Raw genomic sequence first — 16759 nt, forward strand, 5'->3', positions numbered from 1 at the left:
GGGGGCCTTTCTCACGTCCGTACGCGAACCTCTACAGCGTTCCCAGCTTGATCAGGCTCAGCAGCGCCACCAGCTGGATCGCCGACGCTCCCAGCGCCTTCGGCCACGGCAGGTCGTGCGAGCGGCTCACCATCACCGTGAACAGCGCGCCCGCCGCCAGCCAGGTCGCCCAGCCGAGGACCTGCACCAGGCCGTTCTCGCCGCCCAGGAAGAGCGCGAAGACCAGGCGCGGCGCGTCCGTGAGCGACATGATCAGCATCGACAGGCCGACCGTGGGCTGCCAGGACCCGTCGCCGCCCAGCTGCCGCGCGAGCGTGTGGGTGACCGCGCCCAGGATCAGGCCGCCGAGCACGAAGCCGAGGGCGGTCATCAGGACGTACGGGATCGTGCTGGAGATCGTCGCGTTGAGCGCCTCCTCGCGGGCCTTCTCGAAGCCGAAGATCGCGAGGAGCCCGTAGAGGAACGTGACGATCAGCGCCGGGCCCCAGACCGCGTAGTCCCGCATCTGCAGGAACGTGTCCGCCGGGCGCAGCACGATGCCGCCCAGGAGCTGCTTCCAGGGGAGCCGGGGGCCCGTCGGCACGGGGGCGGGCGCCGGTCCGCCCTGGGCGTACGGGTCGTCGACGCTGAACATCTGGGTGTGGCCCGGGTTGTTCGCCGCCGCCGCGTGCTGCTGGCGCCCCTGCCGGCCGTAGGGGTCGCCGAAGTACTCCGGCTCCCCGTATGCCTGCTGCTGATGCCCCTGCGGCGGCTGCTGCCACTGCTGCTGCGGGTGCGGCGGCGGGGCCGCGTTGTACCCGTACGGCGCCTGCTGCGGTTGTTGTTGCGGGGGGCGGTTGTCCCTGCCGCGTCCGTTCCTGAATCCAGCCACGTCGTCGAACGTACCCGCTTCCGCCGTGCGGGCGCTCCCCAGGCCGGTCCTTGCCACTGAGCTGTGACATCCCCCAGGGGTGGGGTGGCTCGTGACGTGGTCGTGGGGGAGGTGCCGGAAGGGTGTTACAAAACCGGCGTATCGCCTCAATGTCGTACTCGTAGCTAGCGACCAGGCCGTCTTCTGGCGGAACGTCGATCTCGCCGACGGGTCCCTCGCCAAGGTCTACCAGGACGGGCCCGGCCGCTTCTCCGCCGAGATCCACGCCGGCGGGTCCCTGATCGACACCCTCGTCAGCGGTGACGGCAAGCCTGTGTACGGGGAGAACAACGGGCTTCACGTCGTCCTCCGGCCCGACGGGACCGTCTCCTCCTGGCTGGACAAGGCCCCCGCCCCCGCGCCCAAGCCCAAGCCCGCGCCCAAGCCCGCGCCCAAGCCGTCCACCAAGGTCGTCAGGCTGCCCGGCGGGCACACCGCCACCTTCTTCACCGGCAAGGACGGGCGGCCCTGCGTCAAGCTCTCCGTCCCCGGCGGCAAGAGCTGGATCTATGACCTCCACGGCACCCTCGTGGGCCGATGAAGGAAAGAGGGCCGCCCCGCGTCTTCACGCGGGGCGGCCCTCCGTCACGTACTCACGTGCGCGACCTCACGCGGCGGGCTCCGGCTCCGGCTCCTCCGCGGTCGGCTCCGGCTCCGGGTCGACCGGGGTCTTCACCGAGTCCAGGAGCAGCTGGGCCACGTCCACGACCGTGACGGACTCCTTGGCCTTGCCCTCGTTCTTCTTGCCGTTGACCGAGTCGGTCAGCATGACGAGGCAGAAGGGGCAGGCGGTGGAGACGATGTCCGGGTTGAGGGACAGGGCCTCGTCGACGCGCTCGTTGTTGATGCGCTTGCCGATCCGCTCCTCCATCCACATCCGGGCACCACCGGCGCCGCAGCAGAAGCCGCGCTCCTTGTGGCGGTGCATCTCCTGCTGGCGCAGGCCGGGGACGGCGGACATGATCTCGCGCGGCGGCGTGTAGACCTTGTTGTGCCGGCCCAGGTAGCAGGGGTCGTGGTAGGTGATGAGGCCCTCGACCGGGGTCACCGGGATCAGCTTGCCCTCGTCGATGAGGTGCTGGAGCAGCTGGGTGTGGTGGATGACCTCGTACTCGCCGCCGAGCTGCGGGTACTCGTTGGCGATGGTGTTGAAGCAGTGCGGGCAGGTCGAGACGATCTTCTTGGCCGACTTCGGCTTCTTCGTCGACTCGTCCTCGTCGTCCTCGCCGAACGCCATGTTCAGCATCGCGACGTTCTCGGCGCCGAGCTGCTGGAAGAGCGGCTCGTTGCCCAGGCGGCGCGGGGAGTCACCGGTGCACTTCTCCTCGCCGCCCATGATCGCGAACTTGACGCCCGCGATGTGGAGGAGTTCGGCGAAGGCCTTCGTCGTCTTCTTGGCGCGGTCCTCGAGGGCACCCGCGCAGCCGACCCAGTAGAGGTAGTCGACCTCGGTGAGGTCCTCGACGTCCTTGCCGACGATCGGGACCTCGAAGTCGACCTCCTTGGTCCACTCGACGCGCTGCTTCTTCGCCAGGCCCCAGGGGTTGCCCTTCTTCTCCAGGTTCTTGAGCATCGTGCCCGCCTCGGACGGGAACGCGGACTCGATCATCACCTGGTAGCGGCGCATGTCGACGATGTGGTCGATGTGCTCGATGTCGACCGGGCACTGCTCGACGCAGGCGCCGCAGGTGGTGCAGGACCACAGGACGTCCGGGTCGATGACGCCGTTCTCCTCGGCGGTGCCGATGAGGGGGCGCTCGGCCTCGGCGAGGGCCGACGCGGGGACGTCCTTGAGCTGCTCCTCCGTGGCCTTCTCGTTGCCCTCCATGTCCTTGCCGCCGCCCGCGAGCAGGTACGGCGCCTTGGCGTGGGCGTGGTCCCGGAGGGACATGATCAGGAGCTTGGGGGAGAGCGGCTTGCCCGTGTTCCAGGCGGGGCACTGCGACTGGCAGCGGCCGCACTCGGTGCAGGTGGAGAAGTCGAGGATGCCCTTCCAGGAGAACTGCTCGACCTGGGAGACGCCGAAGACGGCGTCCTCGGCCGGGTCCTCCCAGTCGATCTCCTTGCCGGCCGTGGTCATCGGCTGGAGCGCGCCCAGGGCGGTGGAGCCGTCGGCGTTGCGCTTGAACCAGATGTTCGGGAAGCCGAGGAAGCGGTGCCAGGCGACACCCATGTTGGTGTTGAGGGAGACCGTGATCATCCAGGTGAAGGACGTGACGATCTTGAGGCACGCGAAGAAGTAGGTGAGGTACTGGATCGTGCTCAGGTCCAGTCCGTCGAGCAGCGTGATCAGCGGGTACGAGGCGAAGAAGCCCGGCTCCCAGCTGGTCACGTCGTGCTGGACGCCTTCGAGGGCGCGGAGCGTCATGATGCAGACGCCGACGATCAGGATGACGGCCTCGACGAAGTACGCCTGGCCGGTCTTGGATCCGGCGAAGCGGGACTTGCGGCCCGCCTTGGTCGGCTTGCTCAGCTGGCGGATGACGATGAGCGTCACGATGCCGAGGACCGTCATGAGGCCGAGGAACTCGGTGAAGATCTCGTACGGCAGCCAGTCACCGATGATCGGGATCAGCCAGTCGGCCTGGAAGAGCTGGCCGAAGGCGTTCACGATGGTGAGGAGCAGCGAGAAGAAGCCCACCGCCACGAACCAGTGTGCGAAGCCGACGATGCCCCAGCGGTTCATGCGCGTGTGGCCGAGGAACTCCTTGACCAGCGTGATGGTGCGCTGCTTGGGGTCACCGGTGCGCGTGCCGGCGGGGACCGGCTGACCGAGCCGCACGAAGCGGTAGATCTGCACGGTGGCGCGGCCGAACAGCGCGACGGCCACCACCGTGATGGCGATCGACACGATGATCGCGGCGAGTTGCATGACGGGCTCCTCGGGCGGGCCTACTAAGCGGTAACTTATTGAGTTCCTGCTGAGATTACCCGGTCACGGCGCCGCGCTGTAGCGGCGCTCGCGGTGATATGTGTCGCTCAGGCAAACCTTGCCGTGCGACGTCTGCGTACTGCTGGAAGCGTACGCGCCAGGATCAGCAGATCCATCCCCAGCCAGTGGTGGTCCACATAGTGGAGATCGAGCAGTTCGCGCTCCTCCCACGGCAGCTCCGAGCGGCCGCTGATCTGCCACGGCCCGGTCAGGCCCGGACGTACGGAGAGACGGCGGCGGCCCTCGCCCGCGCACTCGCGGTGGGTCGGGGCCAGCGGGCACGGTCCGACGAGCGACATCCGGCCCGTGACCACGTGCAGCAGCAGCGGCAGCGCGGCCAGCGGGCCCTTCGTGCGGAAGGTCAGCATCGTGAAGGGTCGCCCCTCCAGGCCGGCCACCGTCCGGCGGCGCAGCACCGCGCCGCTGCCGCCGAGGGTGACGGAGAGGGCGGTCCAGGCGATCAGGGGCGAGAGCGCGAGGAGCAGGACGAGCCCGCCCGCCACGTCGAACGCGCGCTTCGCCGTCATGCGCTCACACCCTTCGGCGGTGATCCTGGGACAGGGGATGCGGGATATGTCCTGACTATGTCCGGACCCTTTCATGCGAACCAGGTCAAACGGGGGATCGGCGCGCCCTTTGAGCGGATCGACCGACGAAGAGTTGAGTCGCCTACGCTCAGGTCTGTTGACGTGATGCGCTTCCTCATGCATCCTTGAGTCAGTTCCACTCAAGTCAGTCAGCTGGAGGAATCGAAATGGCACGTGCGGTCGGCATCGACCTGGGCACGACTAACTCCGTCGTCAGCGTTCTGGAAGGCGGCGAGCCCACCGTCATCACCAACGCCGAGGGCGCCAGGACCACGCCGTCCGTCGTCGCCTTCGCGAAGAACGGCGAGGTGCTCGTCGGCGAGGTGGCCAAGCGTCAGGCCGTCACCAACGTCGACAGGACCATCCGGTCGGTCAAGCGCCACATGGGCACCGACTGGAAGATCGACATCGACGGCAAGAGCTTCAACCCGCAGCAGATGAGCGCCTTCATCCTGCAGAAGCTCAAGCGCGACGCCGAGGCGTACCTGGGCGAGAAGGTCGTCGACGCGGTCATCACCGTTCCGGCGTACTTCAACGACTCCGAGCGTCAGGCCACCAAGGAGGCCGGTGAGATCGCGGGCCTCAACGTCCTGCGCATCGTCAACGAGCCGACCGCGGCCGCCCTGGCCTACGGCCTCGACAAGGACGACCAGACGATCCTCGTCTTCGACCTCGGTGGCGGCACCTTCGACGTGTCCCTCCTGGAGATCGGCGACGGCGTCGTCGAGGTCAAGGCCACCAACGGCGACAACCACCTCGGTGGTGACGACTGGGACCAGCGCGTCGTCGACTACCTGGTGACGCAGTTCCAGAACGGTCACGGCGTGGACCTGGCCAAGGACAAGATGGCTCTCCAGCGTCTCCGCGAGGCCGCGGAGAAGGCGAAGATCGAGCTCTCGTCCTCGACCGAGACCTCCATCAACCTGCCGTACATCACGGCCTCCGCCGAGGGCCCGCTGCACCTGGACGAGAAGCTCACGCGCGCCCAGTTCCAGCAGCTCACCTCGGACCTGCTCGAGCGCTGCAAGGTGCCGTTCCACAACGTCATCAAGGACGCGGGCATCAACCTCTCCGAGATCGACCACGTCGTTCTCGTCGGTGGCTCGACCCGCATGCCGGCCGTCGCCGAGCTCGTCAAGGAGCTGACCGGTGGCCAGGAGGCCAACAAGGGCGTCAACCCGGACGAGGTCGTCGCCATCGGCGCCGCGCTCCAGGCCGGTGTCCTCAAGGGTGAGGTCAAGGACGTCCTGCTCCTCGACGTGACCCCGCTGTCCCTCGGCATCGAGACCAAGGGCGGCATCATGACCAAGCTCATCGAGCGCAACACCACGATCCCGACCAAGCGGTCCGAGATCTTCACGACGGCCGAGGACAACCAGCCGTCCGTGCAGATCCAGGTCTACCAGGGCGAGCGCGAGATCGCGGCGTACAACAAGAAGCTCGGCATGTTCGAGCTGACCGGTCTGCCGCCGGCCCCGCGTGGCGTCCCGCAGATCGAGGTCGCCTTCGACATCGACGCCAACGGCATCATGCACGTGACCGCGAAGGACCTGGGCACGGGCAAGGAGCAGAAGATGACCGTCACCGGCGGCTCCTCGCTGCCGAAGGACGAGGTCGACCGGATGCGCCAGGAGGCCGAGCAGTACGCGGAGGAGGACCACCGCCGCCGCGAGGCCGCCGAGTCCCGCAACCAGGGCGAGCAGCTCGTCTACCAGACCGAGAAGTTCCTCAAGGACAACGAGGACAAGGTCCCCGGTGACGTCAAGGCCGAGGTCGAGGCCGCGCTCGTCGAGCTGAAGGAGAAGCTCAAGGGCGAGGACACCGCCGAGATCCGCACCGCCACCGAGAAGGTCGCGGCCGTCTCGCAGAAGCTCGGCCAGGCGCTGTACGCCGACGCCCAGGCCGCCCAGGCCGCCGGCGGCGACGCCGGTCAGGCCCCGAAGGCCGACGACGACGTCGTCGACGCCGAGATCGTCGACGACGAGAAGGGCGGCCAGGCGTGACCGAGGAGACCCCGGGCTTCGAGGAGAAGCCCGACGTCCCCTCCGGCGCCACCCCTGACGACGCCGCCGAGACCGTCGAGAACTCCACCGAGGAGGACTCGACGGCCCCGGCCGGGGACGCTACGGACGTAGCCCTGCTGGCGCAGCTGGACCAGGCCCGTACCGCGCTCACCGAGCGCACGGGCGACCTCCAGCGGCTCCAGGCCGAGTACCAGAACTACCGCCGCCGCGTGGAGCGGGACCGGGTCACGGTCAAGGAGATCGCCGTCGCGAGCCTCCTGTCCGAGCTCCTGCCCGTCCTCGACGACGTCGGCCGGGCCCGGGACCACGGCGAGCTCGTGGGCGGGTTCAAGTCGGTGGCCGAATCGCTGGAGACCGTCGTCGCCAAGATGGGTCTGCAGCAGTTCGGCAAGGAGGGCGAGCCCTTCGACCCGACGATCCACGAGGCCCTGATGCACTCGTACGCGCCGGACGTCACCGAGACGACCTGCGTGGCGATCCTGCAGCCGGGGTACCGGATCGGCGAGCGGACCATCCGGCCCGCCCGCGTGGCCGTCGCCGAGCCCCAGCCCGGGGCGCAGGGCAAGGCCGAGGACTCGGAGGACCCCAACAAGTCCGACAAGTCCGAGAAGGACAGCGAGTAACAGCCGTACCCGTGCGCGGGAGGAGGGACGTCGATGAGCACGAAGGACTTCGTCGAGAAGGACTACTACAAGGTTCTCGGCGTCCCCAAGGACGCCACCGAGGCCGAGATCAAGAAGGCGTACCGGAAGCTCGCCCGCGAGAACCATCCGGACGCCAACAAGGGTGACGCGAGCGCCGAGTCGCGCTTCAAGGAGATCTCCGAGGCGAACGACGTCCTCGGCGACCCCAAGAAGCGCAAGGAGTACGACGACGCCCGCGCCCTCTTCGGGAACGGCGGCTTCAGGGCCGGCGGCCCCGGCGGCGGCTCGTTCAACTTCGACCTGGGCGACCTCTTCGGAGGCGCCCAGGGCGGGGCCGGCGGCTTCGGCGGCGGCGGGATCGGGGACGTCTTCGGCGGCCTGTTCAACCGCGGCGGGGGCGCCACCCGCACCCAGCCGCGGCGCGGCCAGGACATCGAGTCCGAGGTGACGCTCAGCTTCACCGAGGCCATCGAGGGCGCGACCGTACCGCTGCGGATGTCCAGCCAGCAGCCGTGCACGGCGTGCTCGGGCACCGGCGACAAGAACGGCACCCCCCGGGTGTGCCCGACCTGCGTCGGCACCGGGCAGGTCTCGCGCGGCGGCAGCGGCTCCTTCTCGCTGACCGACCCCTGCGTGGACTGCAAGGGCCGCGGCCTCATCGCCGAGAACCCCTGCGAGGTCTGCAAGGGCAGCGGGCGGGCCAAGTCCTCCCGCACCATGCAGGTCCGCATCCCGGCGGGCGTCAGCGACAACCAGAAGATCCGTCTCCGCGGCAAGGGAGCGCCGGGCGAGCGCGGCGGGCAGAACGGCGACCTGTACGTCGTCGTGCACGTCGACGAGCACCCGGTCTTCGGCCGCAGGGACGACAACCTCACCGTCACGGTGCCGGTCTCCTTCACGGAGGCGGCGCTCGGCGGCGAGATCAAGGTGCCGACCCTCGGCGGCCCCGCGGTCACCCTCAAGCTGCCCGCGGGCACCCCGAACGGCCGGACCATGCGCGCCCGGGGCAAGGGCGCGATCCGCAAGGACGGCACGCGCGGCGACCTCCTCGTGACGGTCGAGGTGGCGGTGCCGAAGGAGCTGGACGACAAGGCGCGCGAGGCCCTGGAGACCTTCCGCGAGGCGACCGCCTCCGAGGACCCGCGGGCCGAGCTGTTCCAGGCCGCGAAGGGAGCGTGACCCGGTGAGACGCAATCCGTACGAACTGACCGACGAGTCGCCCGTGTACGTCATCTCGGTGGCGGCACAGCTCTCCGGTCTGCACCCGCAGACCCTGCGTCAGTACGACCGCCTCGGCCTGGTCTCCCCGGACCGCACGGCCGGACGGGGCCGCCGCTACTCGGCCCGTGACATCGAGCTGCTCCGCCAGGTGCAGCAGCTGTCGCAGGACGAGGGCATCAACCTGGCCGGGATCAAGCGGATCATCGAACTGGAGAACCAGGTCGCGGCGCTCCAGGCACGGGTGTCCGAGCTGTCGGCGGCGGTCGAGGGCGCGGCGGCGACGCTGCGCCAGCGCGAGGCCCAGGTGCACGCCTCGTACCGCCGGGACCTGGTGCCGTACACCGACGTGCAGCAGGCGAGCGCGCTCGTGGTGTGGCGCCCGAAGCGCGGCGAGTAGCTCCTCGTACAGAGCCGTACAGAGCCGTACAGAGCCATGAGGCCCCTTCCACCGTCGGTGGAAGGGGCCTCTGCCGTTTCCTCAGCTGTCCCGTTCGAGGATCCCGGACTGGGCGATCAGATAGCCGAGCTGCGCCCGGCTCCCGCTGCCGAGGGCGGCGGCGAGCTTGGCGATGTGCGCCCGGCAGGTCCGCACGTTCATCCCGAGCCGGCGGGCGATGGCCTCGTCGACGTGGCCCTCGACGAGGAGCTTGGCGATGGAGCGCTGGACGCCGCCGATGCCGTCCACGGACGGGCTGTACGGGATCTCCTCCTCCCAGGGCACGCCGTGGAGCCAGAACTGGTCGAAGACGCCGACGAGGTACTGGACGAGGCCTTCGTGGCGGAGTTCGAGGGCGACCTGGCGGTCGCTGCGCGCCGGCACGAAGGCGACCTTGCGGTCGACGATGATCAGCCGGTCGATGATCTCTTCGAGGGTGCGCAGTTCGAGGCCGTAGGGCGCGACGCGTTCGACGTAGGCGAGGGTGGCGGGGTGGTGCCGGGCGGTGTGCTGGTAGAGCGTGCGCATCCGGACGCCGCGGTCGAGCAGGGGTTCCATGCGCCGCAGGGCCGCTTCCAGCGTCTCGGGGCGGCGTCCGCTGCCGGGCTGGATGGTGAGGAGTTCCTCGGTGCACTCGTTGATGACCCGGTCCAGCGTCGCGTTGATGATGCTGAGGCCTTCGAGGACGGTGATCGCCTGCGCGGCCGAGGGGTCGGGGGTGTGGATGGCCAGGAATGGCTCGAACGCGTCGGCGAGCGCGATGGCGTGCTGCCGACGCGCCTGGATCTCCAGTTCGATGGGGTGGATGAGCTGGTTGAGGGCGATCGAGGGCGACACCGGGTGCAGCCACTGGTTGTCGTCGGGGTCCGGGTGGAGGAGCGAGAGCTCCCTCAGGCAAGGGGCGGCCGCGGCGTCGGAGCGGGCGATTCGACCCGTGCGGAGTGCGTTCGCGTACAGCTCCTTGCCCACGTCGCATAGTTCACCGTGACTGTGGTTATGGCCCGATCCATCACATTCCAGACGCATTTGCACCCCCCTCAGGGTCCTGAATTACAGGAACATGATGCCCGGGTTGGCTGGTGGACGGGTCATGAGTAAGCCATCGTCTAACTCGCGGGGGGGAGGTTGTGATTAAAAGAGGTGGAGATCGGCCATGACCAGGATGGTTCGTGCACTCAGCGCCATAGCCGTTGCGGCGGCTGTTCTCGGCGGGCTCGCGCTCAACGGCGAACCCTCATGGGAGACCACCCCGGCGCACTCCGTAGTGGCGGAGCCGGGCGAGCCCTCGTGGGAGACCACTCCGGCGCACGATGTGCTCGCCTCGCCCGGCGAGCCCTCTTGGGAGATCCTTCCCAAGGGCGCGGACGCGTGAGCTTCCCGCCCGATGACCCCAGGTTCCGTCGGGAGATGGCCTCGGCCTATCGCTCCGGTTGGCACTTCGTCGATCTCGCCACGGCCATCCCCCACCGTGGCGACTCGCTGAAGGTCACGCTCTTCGGAGAGCCGATCGTCGTCGCCCGCGAACAGGACGAAGACGTCCGCGCGTACCGCTGTCTGCGCCGTCCCCGCGGCGCTCCGCAGCCCATCCGCTGTGCCATCCGGTACGGCATGATCTTCGTCAACCTCGACCAGCGGGACCACCAGCTGATCGAACCGGAGGCCATCACCGCCACCCCCCGCAGTGCCTGAGCGATTCCCCCGTCGTTGTAGATCGCTCCGGCACTTCCCCCACACAGCGGCGCCATCGCGGACCTGAAACGCGATGGCGCCGCTGTGCTTTTCCGTGTCCGCCGCCGCTACGCGCGGCCCATCGCCCGGGTGAGGGCGATCTCGATGACGACCCGGTCCGGGTTCTCCGTCGGCGTGCGGCCGTAGCGCTCGGCGTAGCGGGCGACGGCGTCCGCGACCGTCTCCGCCTCCGTACGGATGTGGGCGACGCCCTCCAGGGTGGCCCAGCGCCCCTTGTCGACCTGGCAGACCGCGACCCGCGCGCCGTCCGCGCCCGCCGCCAGGACGTTGGCGACCTTCCGGCTGTTCTTGTTGGTGATCACGCGCGCGTACCCGCCCTCGGGGTCGTACGTGACGCCGACCGCGACGACGTGCGGGGTGCCGTCCGGGCGCGGGGTGGTCAGGGTGCACATGTGGTACTCGCGCCAGAAGCTGAGGTACGAGTCGGAGGGGTTCCTCGGGTCTGTGGCCATGCCCGGAAAACTACCCGGGCCGTGCTCCCTCCGATACCTTGAGCGGGATCGACTCAACTTTGTGTACCCTGGAGAAGTCATAGAAGGAGAGGACCCACGAGAATCCAGGAGGAGCACCGCACGTGGACGCCGAACTGACCAACCGGAGCCGGGACGCGATCAACGCGGCGAGCAGCCGCGCCGTGTCCGAGGGGCACGCCGACCTGACCCCCGCCCACCTGCTGCTCGCGCTGCTGACGGGTCAGGACAACGAGAACGTCATCGACCTGCTCGCCGCCGCCGACGCCGACCAGGCCGTCGTCCGGGCCGGCGCGGATCGACTGCTCGCCTCCCTGCCGAGCATCACGGGGTCCACGGTCGCGCCGCCGCAGCCCAACCGCGAGTTCCTCGCCGTCCTCGCCGACGCCGACCAGCGGGCCAAGGAGCTCGGCGACGACTACCTGTCCACCGAGCACCTCCTCATCGGCATCGCCGCCAAGGGCGGCCGGGCCGGTGAGATCCTCGACGGGCAGGGCGCGAGCGCATCGAAGCTGCTCGACGCGTTCGAGAAGAGCAGGGGAGGACGCCGGGTGACCACACCCGACCCGGAGGGGCAGTACAAGGCGCTGGAGAAGTTCGGCACGGACTTCACCGCCGCCGCGCGCGAGGGCAAGCTGGACCCGGTCATCGGCCGCGACCACGAGATCCGGCGCGTCGTCCAGGTGCTGTCCCGCCGCACCAAGAACAACCCGGTCCTCATCGGCGAGCCCGGCGTCGGCAAGACCGCCGTCGTCGAGGGCCTCGCCCAGCGGATCGTGAAGGGCGACGTCCCCGAGTCCCTGAAGAACAAGCGGCTGGTCTCGCTCGACCTCGGCGCGATGGTCGCCGGCGCGAAGTACCGCGGCGAGTTCGAGGAGCGCCTGAAGACCGTCCTCTCCGAGATCAAGGAGAGCGACGGCCAGATCATCACCTTCATCGACGAGCTGCACACGGTCGTCGGCGCGGGCGCCGGCGGCGACTCCGCCATGGACGCCGGCAACATGCTCAAGCCGATGCTGGCCCGCGGCGAGCTGCGGATGGTCGGCGCGACCACCCTCGACGAGTACCGCGAGCGGATCGAGAAGGACCCCGCCCTGGAGCGCCGCTTCCAGCAGGTCCTGGTCGCCGAGCCGACCGTCGAGGACACCATCGCGATCCTCCGCGGCCTCAAGGGCCGGTACGAGGCCCACCACAAGGTGCAGATCAACGACTCCGCCCTGGTGGCCGCCGCGACCCTCTCCGACCGGTACATCACCTCCCGCTTCCTCCCCGACAAGGCCATCGACCTCGTCGACGAGGCCGCCTCCCGGCTCCGCATGGAGATCGACTCCTCGCCCGTCGAGATCGACGAGCTCCAGCGCTCCGTGGACCGGCTCCGCATGGAGGAGCTGGCCCTGAAGAACGAGACGGACGCGGCGAGCAAGCAGCGCCTGGAGAAGCTGCGGCGCGACCTCGCCGACCGCGAGGAGGAGCTGCGCGGCCTCACCGCCCGATGGGAGAAGGAGAAGCAGTCCCTCAACCGGGTCGGCGAGCTGAAGGAGCGCCTCGACGAGACCCGCGGCCGCGCCGAGCGCGCCCAGCGCGACGGCGACTTCGACACCGCCTCCAAGCTGCTGTACGGGGAGATCCCCGGCCTGGAGCGGGAGCTGGAGGCCGCCACCGAGGCGGAAGCCCAGCAGGAGGCCTCGAAGGACACCATGGTCAAGGAGGAGGTCGGCCCCGACGACATCGCGGACGTGGTCGGCTCCTGGACCGGCATCCCCGCCGGACGCCTCCTGGAGGGCGAGACGCAGAAGCTGCTCCGCATGGAGGGCGAGCTCGGCAAGCGCCTCATCGGCCAGTCCGAGGCCGTGCAGGCCGTCTCCGACGCGGTGCGCCGCACCCGCGCCGGGATCGCCGACCCCGACCGGCCCACCGGCTCCTTCCTCTTCCTCGGCCCGACCGGCGTCGGCAAGACCGAGCTGGCGAAGGCGCTCGCGGACTTCCTCTTCGACGACGAGCGGGCCATGGTCCGCATCGACATGTCGGAGTACGGCGAGAAGCACTCCGTCGCCCGTCTGGTCGGCGCGCCCCCCGGCTACGTCGGCTACGAGGAGGGCGGCCAGCTCACGGAGGCGGTCCGCCGCCGCCCGTACAGCGTGGTCCTGCTCGACGAGGTGGAGAAGGCGCACCCGGAGGTCTTCGACGTCCTGCTCCAGGTCCTCGACGACGGCCGCCTCACGGACGGCCAGGGCCGCACGGTCGACTTCCGCAACACGATCCTGATCCTCACGTCGAACCTGGGCAGCCAGTACCTCGTCGAGCCGCTGACCCCGGAGGACGTGAAGAAGCAGCAGGTCCTGGAGGTCGTGCGGGCGAGCTTCAAGCCCGAGTTCCTCAACCGGCTCGACGACCTGGTCGTCTTCTCGGCGCTCGACCGGACCGAGCTGGGCCGGATCGCGCAGCTCCAGATCGACCGGCTCGCGAAGCGCCTCGCTGAGCGGCGCCTCACCCTGGACGTCACCCCTCAGGCCCTGGAGTGGCTCGCCGAGGAGGGCAACGACCCCGCGTACGGCGCCCGGCCGCTGCGCCGCCTGATCCAGACGGCGATCGGCGACCGGCTCGCCAAGGAGATCCTCGCGGGCGAGGTCGTGGACGGCGACACGGTCCGGGTGGACCGCTTCGAGGACGGGCTGATCGTCGGGGCGGCGACACGCTGAAGGACATGAGGTGGACGAGGGCGGTCCCGCCGCCCTCGTCCACCTCCTCGTACGGCCGAGGTGCGCGAGATCGTGTCCGCCGGCAGCGGATCCCGCCGTTTACGACACGGCGGGGCTTGCCACGTACCGCCCGGCATGGGGGAGGATGGCGAGCATCCGTACGAAGGGAAATAACGGTGAGCATCGACCCGTCCTCGATTCCGAATTTCGGGGGCCAGCCCCAGCCTCAGGCAGCAGGACCGGCGGGCCCCGTCGTCCCCGACCAGGACCTCGTCAAGCAGCTCCTCGAGCAGATGGAACTCAAGTACGTCGTCGACGACGAGGGTGACCTCGCGGCGCCGTGGGAGGAGTTCCGCACGTACTTCATGTTCCGCGGCGAGGGCGAGCAGCAGGTCTTCTCGGTGCGGACGTTCTACGACCGCCCGCACGCCGCCGACGACCGCACGAAGATCCTCGACGCGATCGACGACTGGAACCGCCGCACCCTGTGGCCCAAGGTGTACACGCACCTGCACGAGGAGGAGGACGGCTCCGCCACCCTCCGCCTCATCGGCGAGGCGCAGATGCTGATCGGCACCGGCGTCGCCCTGGAGCACTTCGTGTCCTCCACGGTCAGCTGGGTCCGCGCCTCCATCGAGTTCGACAAGTGGATCGTCGAGCAGTTCGGCCTGGAGTCCCCCGAGGAGAAGGCCGCGGGCGACGAGGAGGAGTAAGCCCTCCCCGTACCCCTGACGGCTCAGATCGCCATGCGCGCGAGCGTCAGGGCGTACGCCCCGTAGCAGCACGACAGCCCGGCCAGGGCCGCGACCACCAGGATCGCGGCCCTCGGCCGGGCTTTCGTCAGTGCCGTCGCGAGCGGCAGCAGCAGCGGGAAGGCCGGCAGCAGGAAGCGCGGCTTCGACTCGAAGAAGCCCGAGCCGCCGACGGCGATGACCACGAGCACCGCCGTGTAGGCGAGGACGGGCAGCGGCGGCCGCTCCCCGCACACGAGCAGCGCGAAGAGCAGCACCGCCGCGCCGGTGATGAGCAGCGCCATCGCGAACCCGAACTGCGTGGGGCCGCCGAGCATGTCCCGTACGAAGACGAGGGAGCCCCTGCCGAGGTCGAAGCGGGAGGTCCAGCCGGACTGCACGGCGAAGTAGCCGCCGAGCGGATCGTTTCTCCGGACGCCGACCCAGAGCACGTACGAGAGCCAGCCCGCCGGCGCGAGCAGGCCCGCCGCCCACACCCGCGGCCCGGACCGGCCGCGGGTCCGCCACAGCTCGCCCACGACGGCGGCCAGGACGGCGGCGGCGACCGCGACCCCGTTCGGCCGGGTGAGCCCGGCGAGGCTCGCGAGGACGGCCGCCGCCGGCCAGCGCCGGGTGAGCAGGGCGTACAGCGCCCAGGCGGCGAACGCGGTCATCACCGGCTCCGTGTACGCCATGGTCAGCACGACCGAGTGCGGCAGCAGGCCCCACAGGAGGACGAGCACGGTGGCGGTCCTGCGTCCGCGCAGCCGCTCCCCGACGAGGTAGACGCCCCAGGCGGCGGCCCCGGCGGCCGTCCACGAGAGCAGCAGCCCGGCGGTGCCCCCGGTGACGGGGAGGACGGTGGTCACGGCCCGGACGAGCGCCGGGTAGAGCGGGAAGAAGGCCAGGTCGTCCAGGACCATGCCGTGCGCACCGTGGAGGACGCGCCCGTAGCCGTGCGCGGCGATCCCGGCGTACCACCCGGAGTCCCAGGAGGTCGCGAGGAGCGCCCGGGGCGAGCGGCCGGAGTGCCGGGCCCACAGGGTGAGGACGAGCAGACCGGTGAGCCGGGCGGCGGCGAAGAGCCCGAGCGCGGGCACCGCCCGGCGCAGCGCGCTCCGGGGCGCCGGGCGGTCCCGGGGGCCGCTCCGGACCGGGGCCGGGGGCACCGGGCGGTCGAGGGTCTCGGCGGACAGGGTGCACCTCCGGGCGCGGGAAACCGATCATTACCCGGTAAATCGGTCTACCCGACGATCGGCCCGGCGCCCGGCGGGCGCGCGCGGACGCACCCCCACCCGGGTGAACGTCCGCGCGGTTCAGCCCAGCCGCTTCAGGCGCGAGACGGCCTCCTCCAGGACCTCGGTCCTCTTGCAGAAGGCGAAACGGACAAAGGGTGCGCCGGCCTCGCGGTGGTCGTAGAAGACGGCGTTGGGGATGGCGACGACACCGGCGCGTTCCGGCAGCGAGCGGCAGAAGGCGAAGCCGTCGGTCGCGCCGAGGGGGCGGATGTCGGTGGTGACGAAGTAGGTGCCGGCCGGACGGTAGACCTCGAAGCCGGCCTGCGCGAGGCCGTCGCTCAGCAGGTCCCGCTTGGCGCGCAGATCGGCGCGGAGGGTGTCGAAGTAGGCGGCCGGGAGGCGGAGGGCCTCGGCGATCGCGTACTGGAAGGGGCCCGAGGAGACGTACGTGAGGAACTGCTTGGCCGAGCGGACGGCGGTCGTCAGCTCGGGGCTCGCGGTGATCCAGCCGACCTTCCAGCCGGTGAACGAGAACGTCTTGCCGGCCGAGCCGATGGTGACCGTGCGCTCCCGCATGCCGGGCAGGCTCGCGATCGGCAGGTGCTCGGCGTCGTCGAAGACCAGGTGCTCGTACACCTCGTCCGTGACGACGAGCAGGTCCCGCTCGATCGCGAGCTCGGCGACGGTGGTCAGCTCGGCGCGGGTGAGGACCGTGCCGGTGGGGTTGTGCGGGGTGTTCAGGAGGATGAGCCGGGTCCGGTCGGTGACCGCGGCCCGCAGCTCGTCGAGGTCGAGGACGTAGGTGCCCTCGTGGGGGCGGAGGGTGACGGGGACGCGGGTGCCGCCGGCCATCGCGATGCAGGCGGCGTACGAGTCGTAGTACGGCTCCAGGGCGATGACCTCGTCGCCCGGCTCGACCAGGGCGAGCAGGGCCGCCGCGATCGCCTCGGTGGCGCCGGCCGTGACGAGGACCTCCGCGTCGGGGTCGTACGCGAGGCCGTACCGCTCGCGCTGGTGGTCGGCGATCGCCGTCCGCAGTTCGGGGACGCCGGGGCCGGGCGGGTACTGGTTGCCGTGGCCGTCCCGCAGGGCGCGGACCGCCGCCTCCCGGATCTCCT

16 protein-coding genes are annotated in these 16759 nt (G+C 70.1%); 9 read left to right on the forward strand and 7 right to left on the reverse strand.

Translation table 11 applies throughout. From position 1 onward, the window contains the following. Positions 1-31 precede the first annotated feature (31 nt). Positions 32-871, reverse strand: coding sequence for a Yip1 family protein (locus CCN56_RS09605; RefSeq protein ID WP_086825529.1), 840 nt, complete (start codon positions 869-871; stop codon positions 32-34). A 91-nt stretch (positions 872-962) separates the two neighbouring features. Between CCN56_RS09605 and CCN56_RS09610 the strand changes: the two genes are divergently transcribed. Continuing rightward, positions 963-1451, forward strand: coding sequence for a hypothetical protein (locus tag CCN56_RS09610; protein WP_143664477.1), 489 nt, complete (start codon positions 963-965; stop codon positions 1449-1451). A 66-nt stretch (positions 1452-1517) separates the two neighbouring features. On the opposite strand, the gene CCN56_RS09615 is transcribed toward CCN56_RS09610, so the two are convergent. Beyond that, positions 1518-3782, reverse strand: coding sequence for a (Fe-S)-binding protein (locus tag CCN56_RS09615; RefSeq protein WP_086825505.1), 2265 nt, complete (start codon positions 3780-3782; stop codon positions 1518-1520). A gap of 107 nt (positions 3783-3889) precedes the next feature. Then, positions 3890-4369, reverse strand: a complete 480-nt coding sequence (locus CCN56_RS09620; RefSeq protein ID WP_086825507.1) for a sugar transferase — start codon at positions 4367-4369, stop codon at positions 3890-3892. 227 nt (positions 4370-4596) lie between these two features. On the opposite strand from CCN56_RS09620, the gene dnaK reads away from it, so the two are divergent. The 4 genes from dnaK to CCN56_RS09640 are packed head-to-tail and all read left to right on the forward strand — an operon-like array spanning position 4597 to position 8715. Next, positions 4597-6432 (forward strand): molecular chaperone DnaK, encoded by a 1836-nt coding sequence (dnaK, locus tag CCN56_RS09625; protein ID WP_086825509.1) that lies wholly within the window; start codon positions 4597-4599, stop codon positions 6430-6432. Next, positions 6429-7076, forward strand: a complete 648-nt coding sequence (gene grpE / locus CCN56_RS09630) for a nucleotide exchange factor GrpE (protein ID WP_086825510.1) — start codon at positions 6429-6431, stop codon at positions 7074-7076. Before dnaK ends, grpE begins: the two co-directional genes overlap by 4 nt. Positions 7077-7109: 33 nt before the next feature. Further along, positions 7110-8276, forward strand: a complete 1167-nt coding sequence (dnaJ, locus tag CCN56_RS09635) for a molecular chaperone DnaJ (protein ID WP_086825512.1) — start codon at positions 7110-7112, stop codon at positions 8274-8276. Positions 8277-8280: 4 nt separating this feature from the next. Next, entirely contained in the window at positions 8281-8715 is a 435-nt protein-coding gene (locus tag CCN56_RS09640; protein ID WP_086825514.1) for a heat shock protein transcriptional repressor HspR, read from the forward strand. Between the two features lie 81 nt (positions 8716-8796). Here the strand turns inward: CCN56_RS09640 and CCN56_RS09645 are convergent, their stop codons facing one another. Further along, positions 8797-9780 carry a helix-turn-helix transcriptional regulator gene (locus CCN56_RS09645; RefSeq protein ID WP_179199769.1) on the reverse strand — a complete coding sequence of 328 codons (984 nt, stop codon included), beginning with the start codon at positions 9778-9780 and terminating at the stop codon, positions 8797-8799. 127 nt (positions 9781-9907) lie between these two features. Between CCN56_RS09645 and CCN56_RS09650 the strand changes: the two genes are divergently transcribed. Further along, positions 9908-10126: a hypothetical protein gene (locus CCN56_RS09650; protein WP_086825516.1), complete on the forward strand. Its 219-nt coding sequence runs from the start codon at positions 9908-9910 to the stop codon at positions 10124-10126. Beyond that, the gene (locus CCN56_RS09655) at positions 10123-10443 is read left to right on the forward strand and encodes a (2Fe-2S)-binding protein (RefSeq protein ID WP_086825518.1); all 321 of its coding nucleotides are present in this window, start codon (positions 10123-10125) and stop codon (positions 10441-10443) included. Before CCN56_RS09650 ends, CCN56_RS09655 begins: the two co-directional genes overlap by 4 nt. 107 nt (positions 10444-10550) lie before the next feature. Here the strand turns inward: CCN56_RS09655 and CCN56_RS09660 are convergent, their stop codons facing one another. Then, entirely contained in the window at positions 10551-10955 is a 405-nt protein-coding gene (locus tag CCN56_RS09660; RefSeq protein WP_086825520.1) for a pyridoxamine 5'-phosphate oxidase family protein, read from the reverse strand. Positions 10956-11077: 122 nt separating this feature from the next. Here CCN56_RS09660 and clpB point away from each other — a divergent pair, with 122 nt between their 5' ends. Together clpB and CCN56_RS09670 are read left to right on the forward strand one after the other, a co-directional pair. Next, complete coding sequence (gene clpB / locus CCN56_RS09665; protein ID WP_086825522.1) at positions 11078-13672, forward strand: ATP-dependent chaperone ClpB; 2595 nt, start codon at positions 11078-11080, stop codon at positions 13670-13672. 176 nt (positions 13673-13848) lie between these two features. Next, on the forward strand, positions 13849-14385 hold the full coding sequence (locus tag CCN56_RS09670) for a YbjN domain-containing protein (protein ID WP_086825523.1): 537 nt from the start codon (positions 13849-13851) through the stop codon (positions 14383-14385). A gap of 23 nt (positions 14386-14408) precedes the next feature. On the opposite strand, the gene CCN56_RS09675 is transcribed toward CCN56_RS09670, so the two are convergent. Both CCN56_RS09675 and CCN56_RS09680 read right to left on the reverse strand, forming a co-directional pair. After that, a complete protein-coding gene (locus CCN56_RS09675) occupies positions 14409-15572 on the reverse strand; it encodes a glycosyltransferase family 39 protein (RefSeq protein ID WP_086825525.1) in 1164 nt (387 codons plus the stop codon). 147 nt (positions 15573-15719) lie between these two features. After that, the coding region (locus tag CCN56_RS09680; RefSeq protein WP_086825527.1) for a pyridoxal phosphate-dependent aminotransferase at positions 15720-16759 on the reverse strand (1040 nt) is incomplete at its 5' end.

It is taken from the genome of Streptomyces sp. NRRL B-24572 (genome assembly GCF_002156145.1).
GTDB lineage: Bacteria > Actinomycetota > Actinomycetes > Streptomycetales > Streptomycetaceae > Streptomyces > Streptomyces vietnamensis.

Bases quoted from the DNA above. Each gene is read 5' to 3' on its own strand.
- CCN56_RS09615 (WP_086825505.1), bottom strand. From the start codon at position 3,782: ATGCAACTCGCCGCGATCATCGTGTCGATCGCCATCACGGTGGTGGCC.
- CCN56_RS09620 (WP_086825507.1), bottom strand. From the start codon at position 4,369: ATGACGGCGAAGCGCGCGTTCGACGTGGCGGGCGGGCTCGTCCTGCTC.
- dnaJ (WP_086825512.1), top strand. From the start codon at position 7,110: ATGAGCACGAAGGACTTCGTCGAGAAGGACTACTACAAGGTTCTCGGC.
- CCN56_RS09650 (WP_086825516.1), top strand. From the start codon at position 9,908: ATGACCAGGATGGTTCGTGCACTCAGCGCCATAGCCGTTGCGGCGGCT.
- CCN56_RS09645 (WP_179199769.1), bottom strand. From the start codon at position 9,780: ATGCGTCTGGAATGTGATGGATCGGGCCATAACCACAGTCACGGTGAA.
- dnaK (WP_086825509.1), top strand. From the start codon at position 4,597: ATGGCACGTGCGGTCGGCATCGACCTGGGCACGACTAACTCCGTCGTC.
- CCN56_RS09660 (WP_086825520.1), bottom strand. From the start codon at position 10,955: ATGGCCACAGACCCGAGGAACCCCTCCGACTCGTACCTCAGCTTCTGG.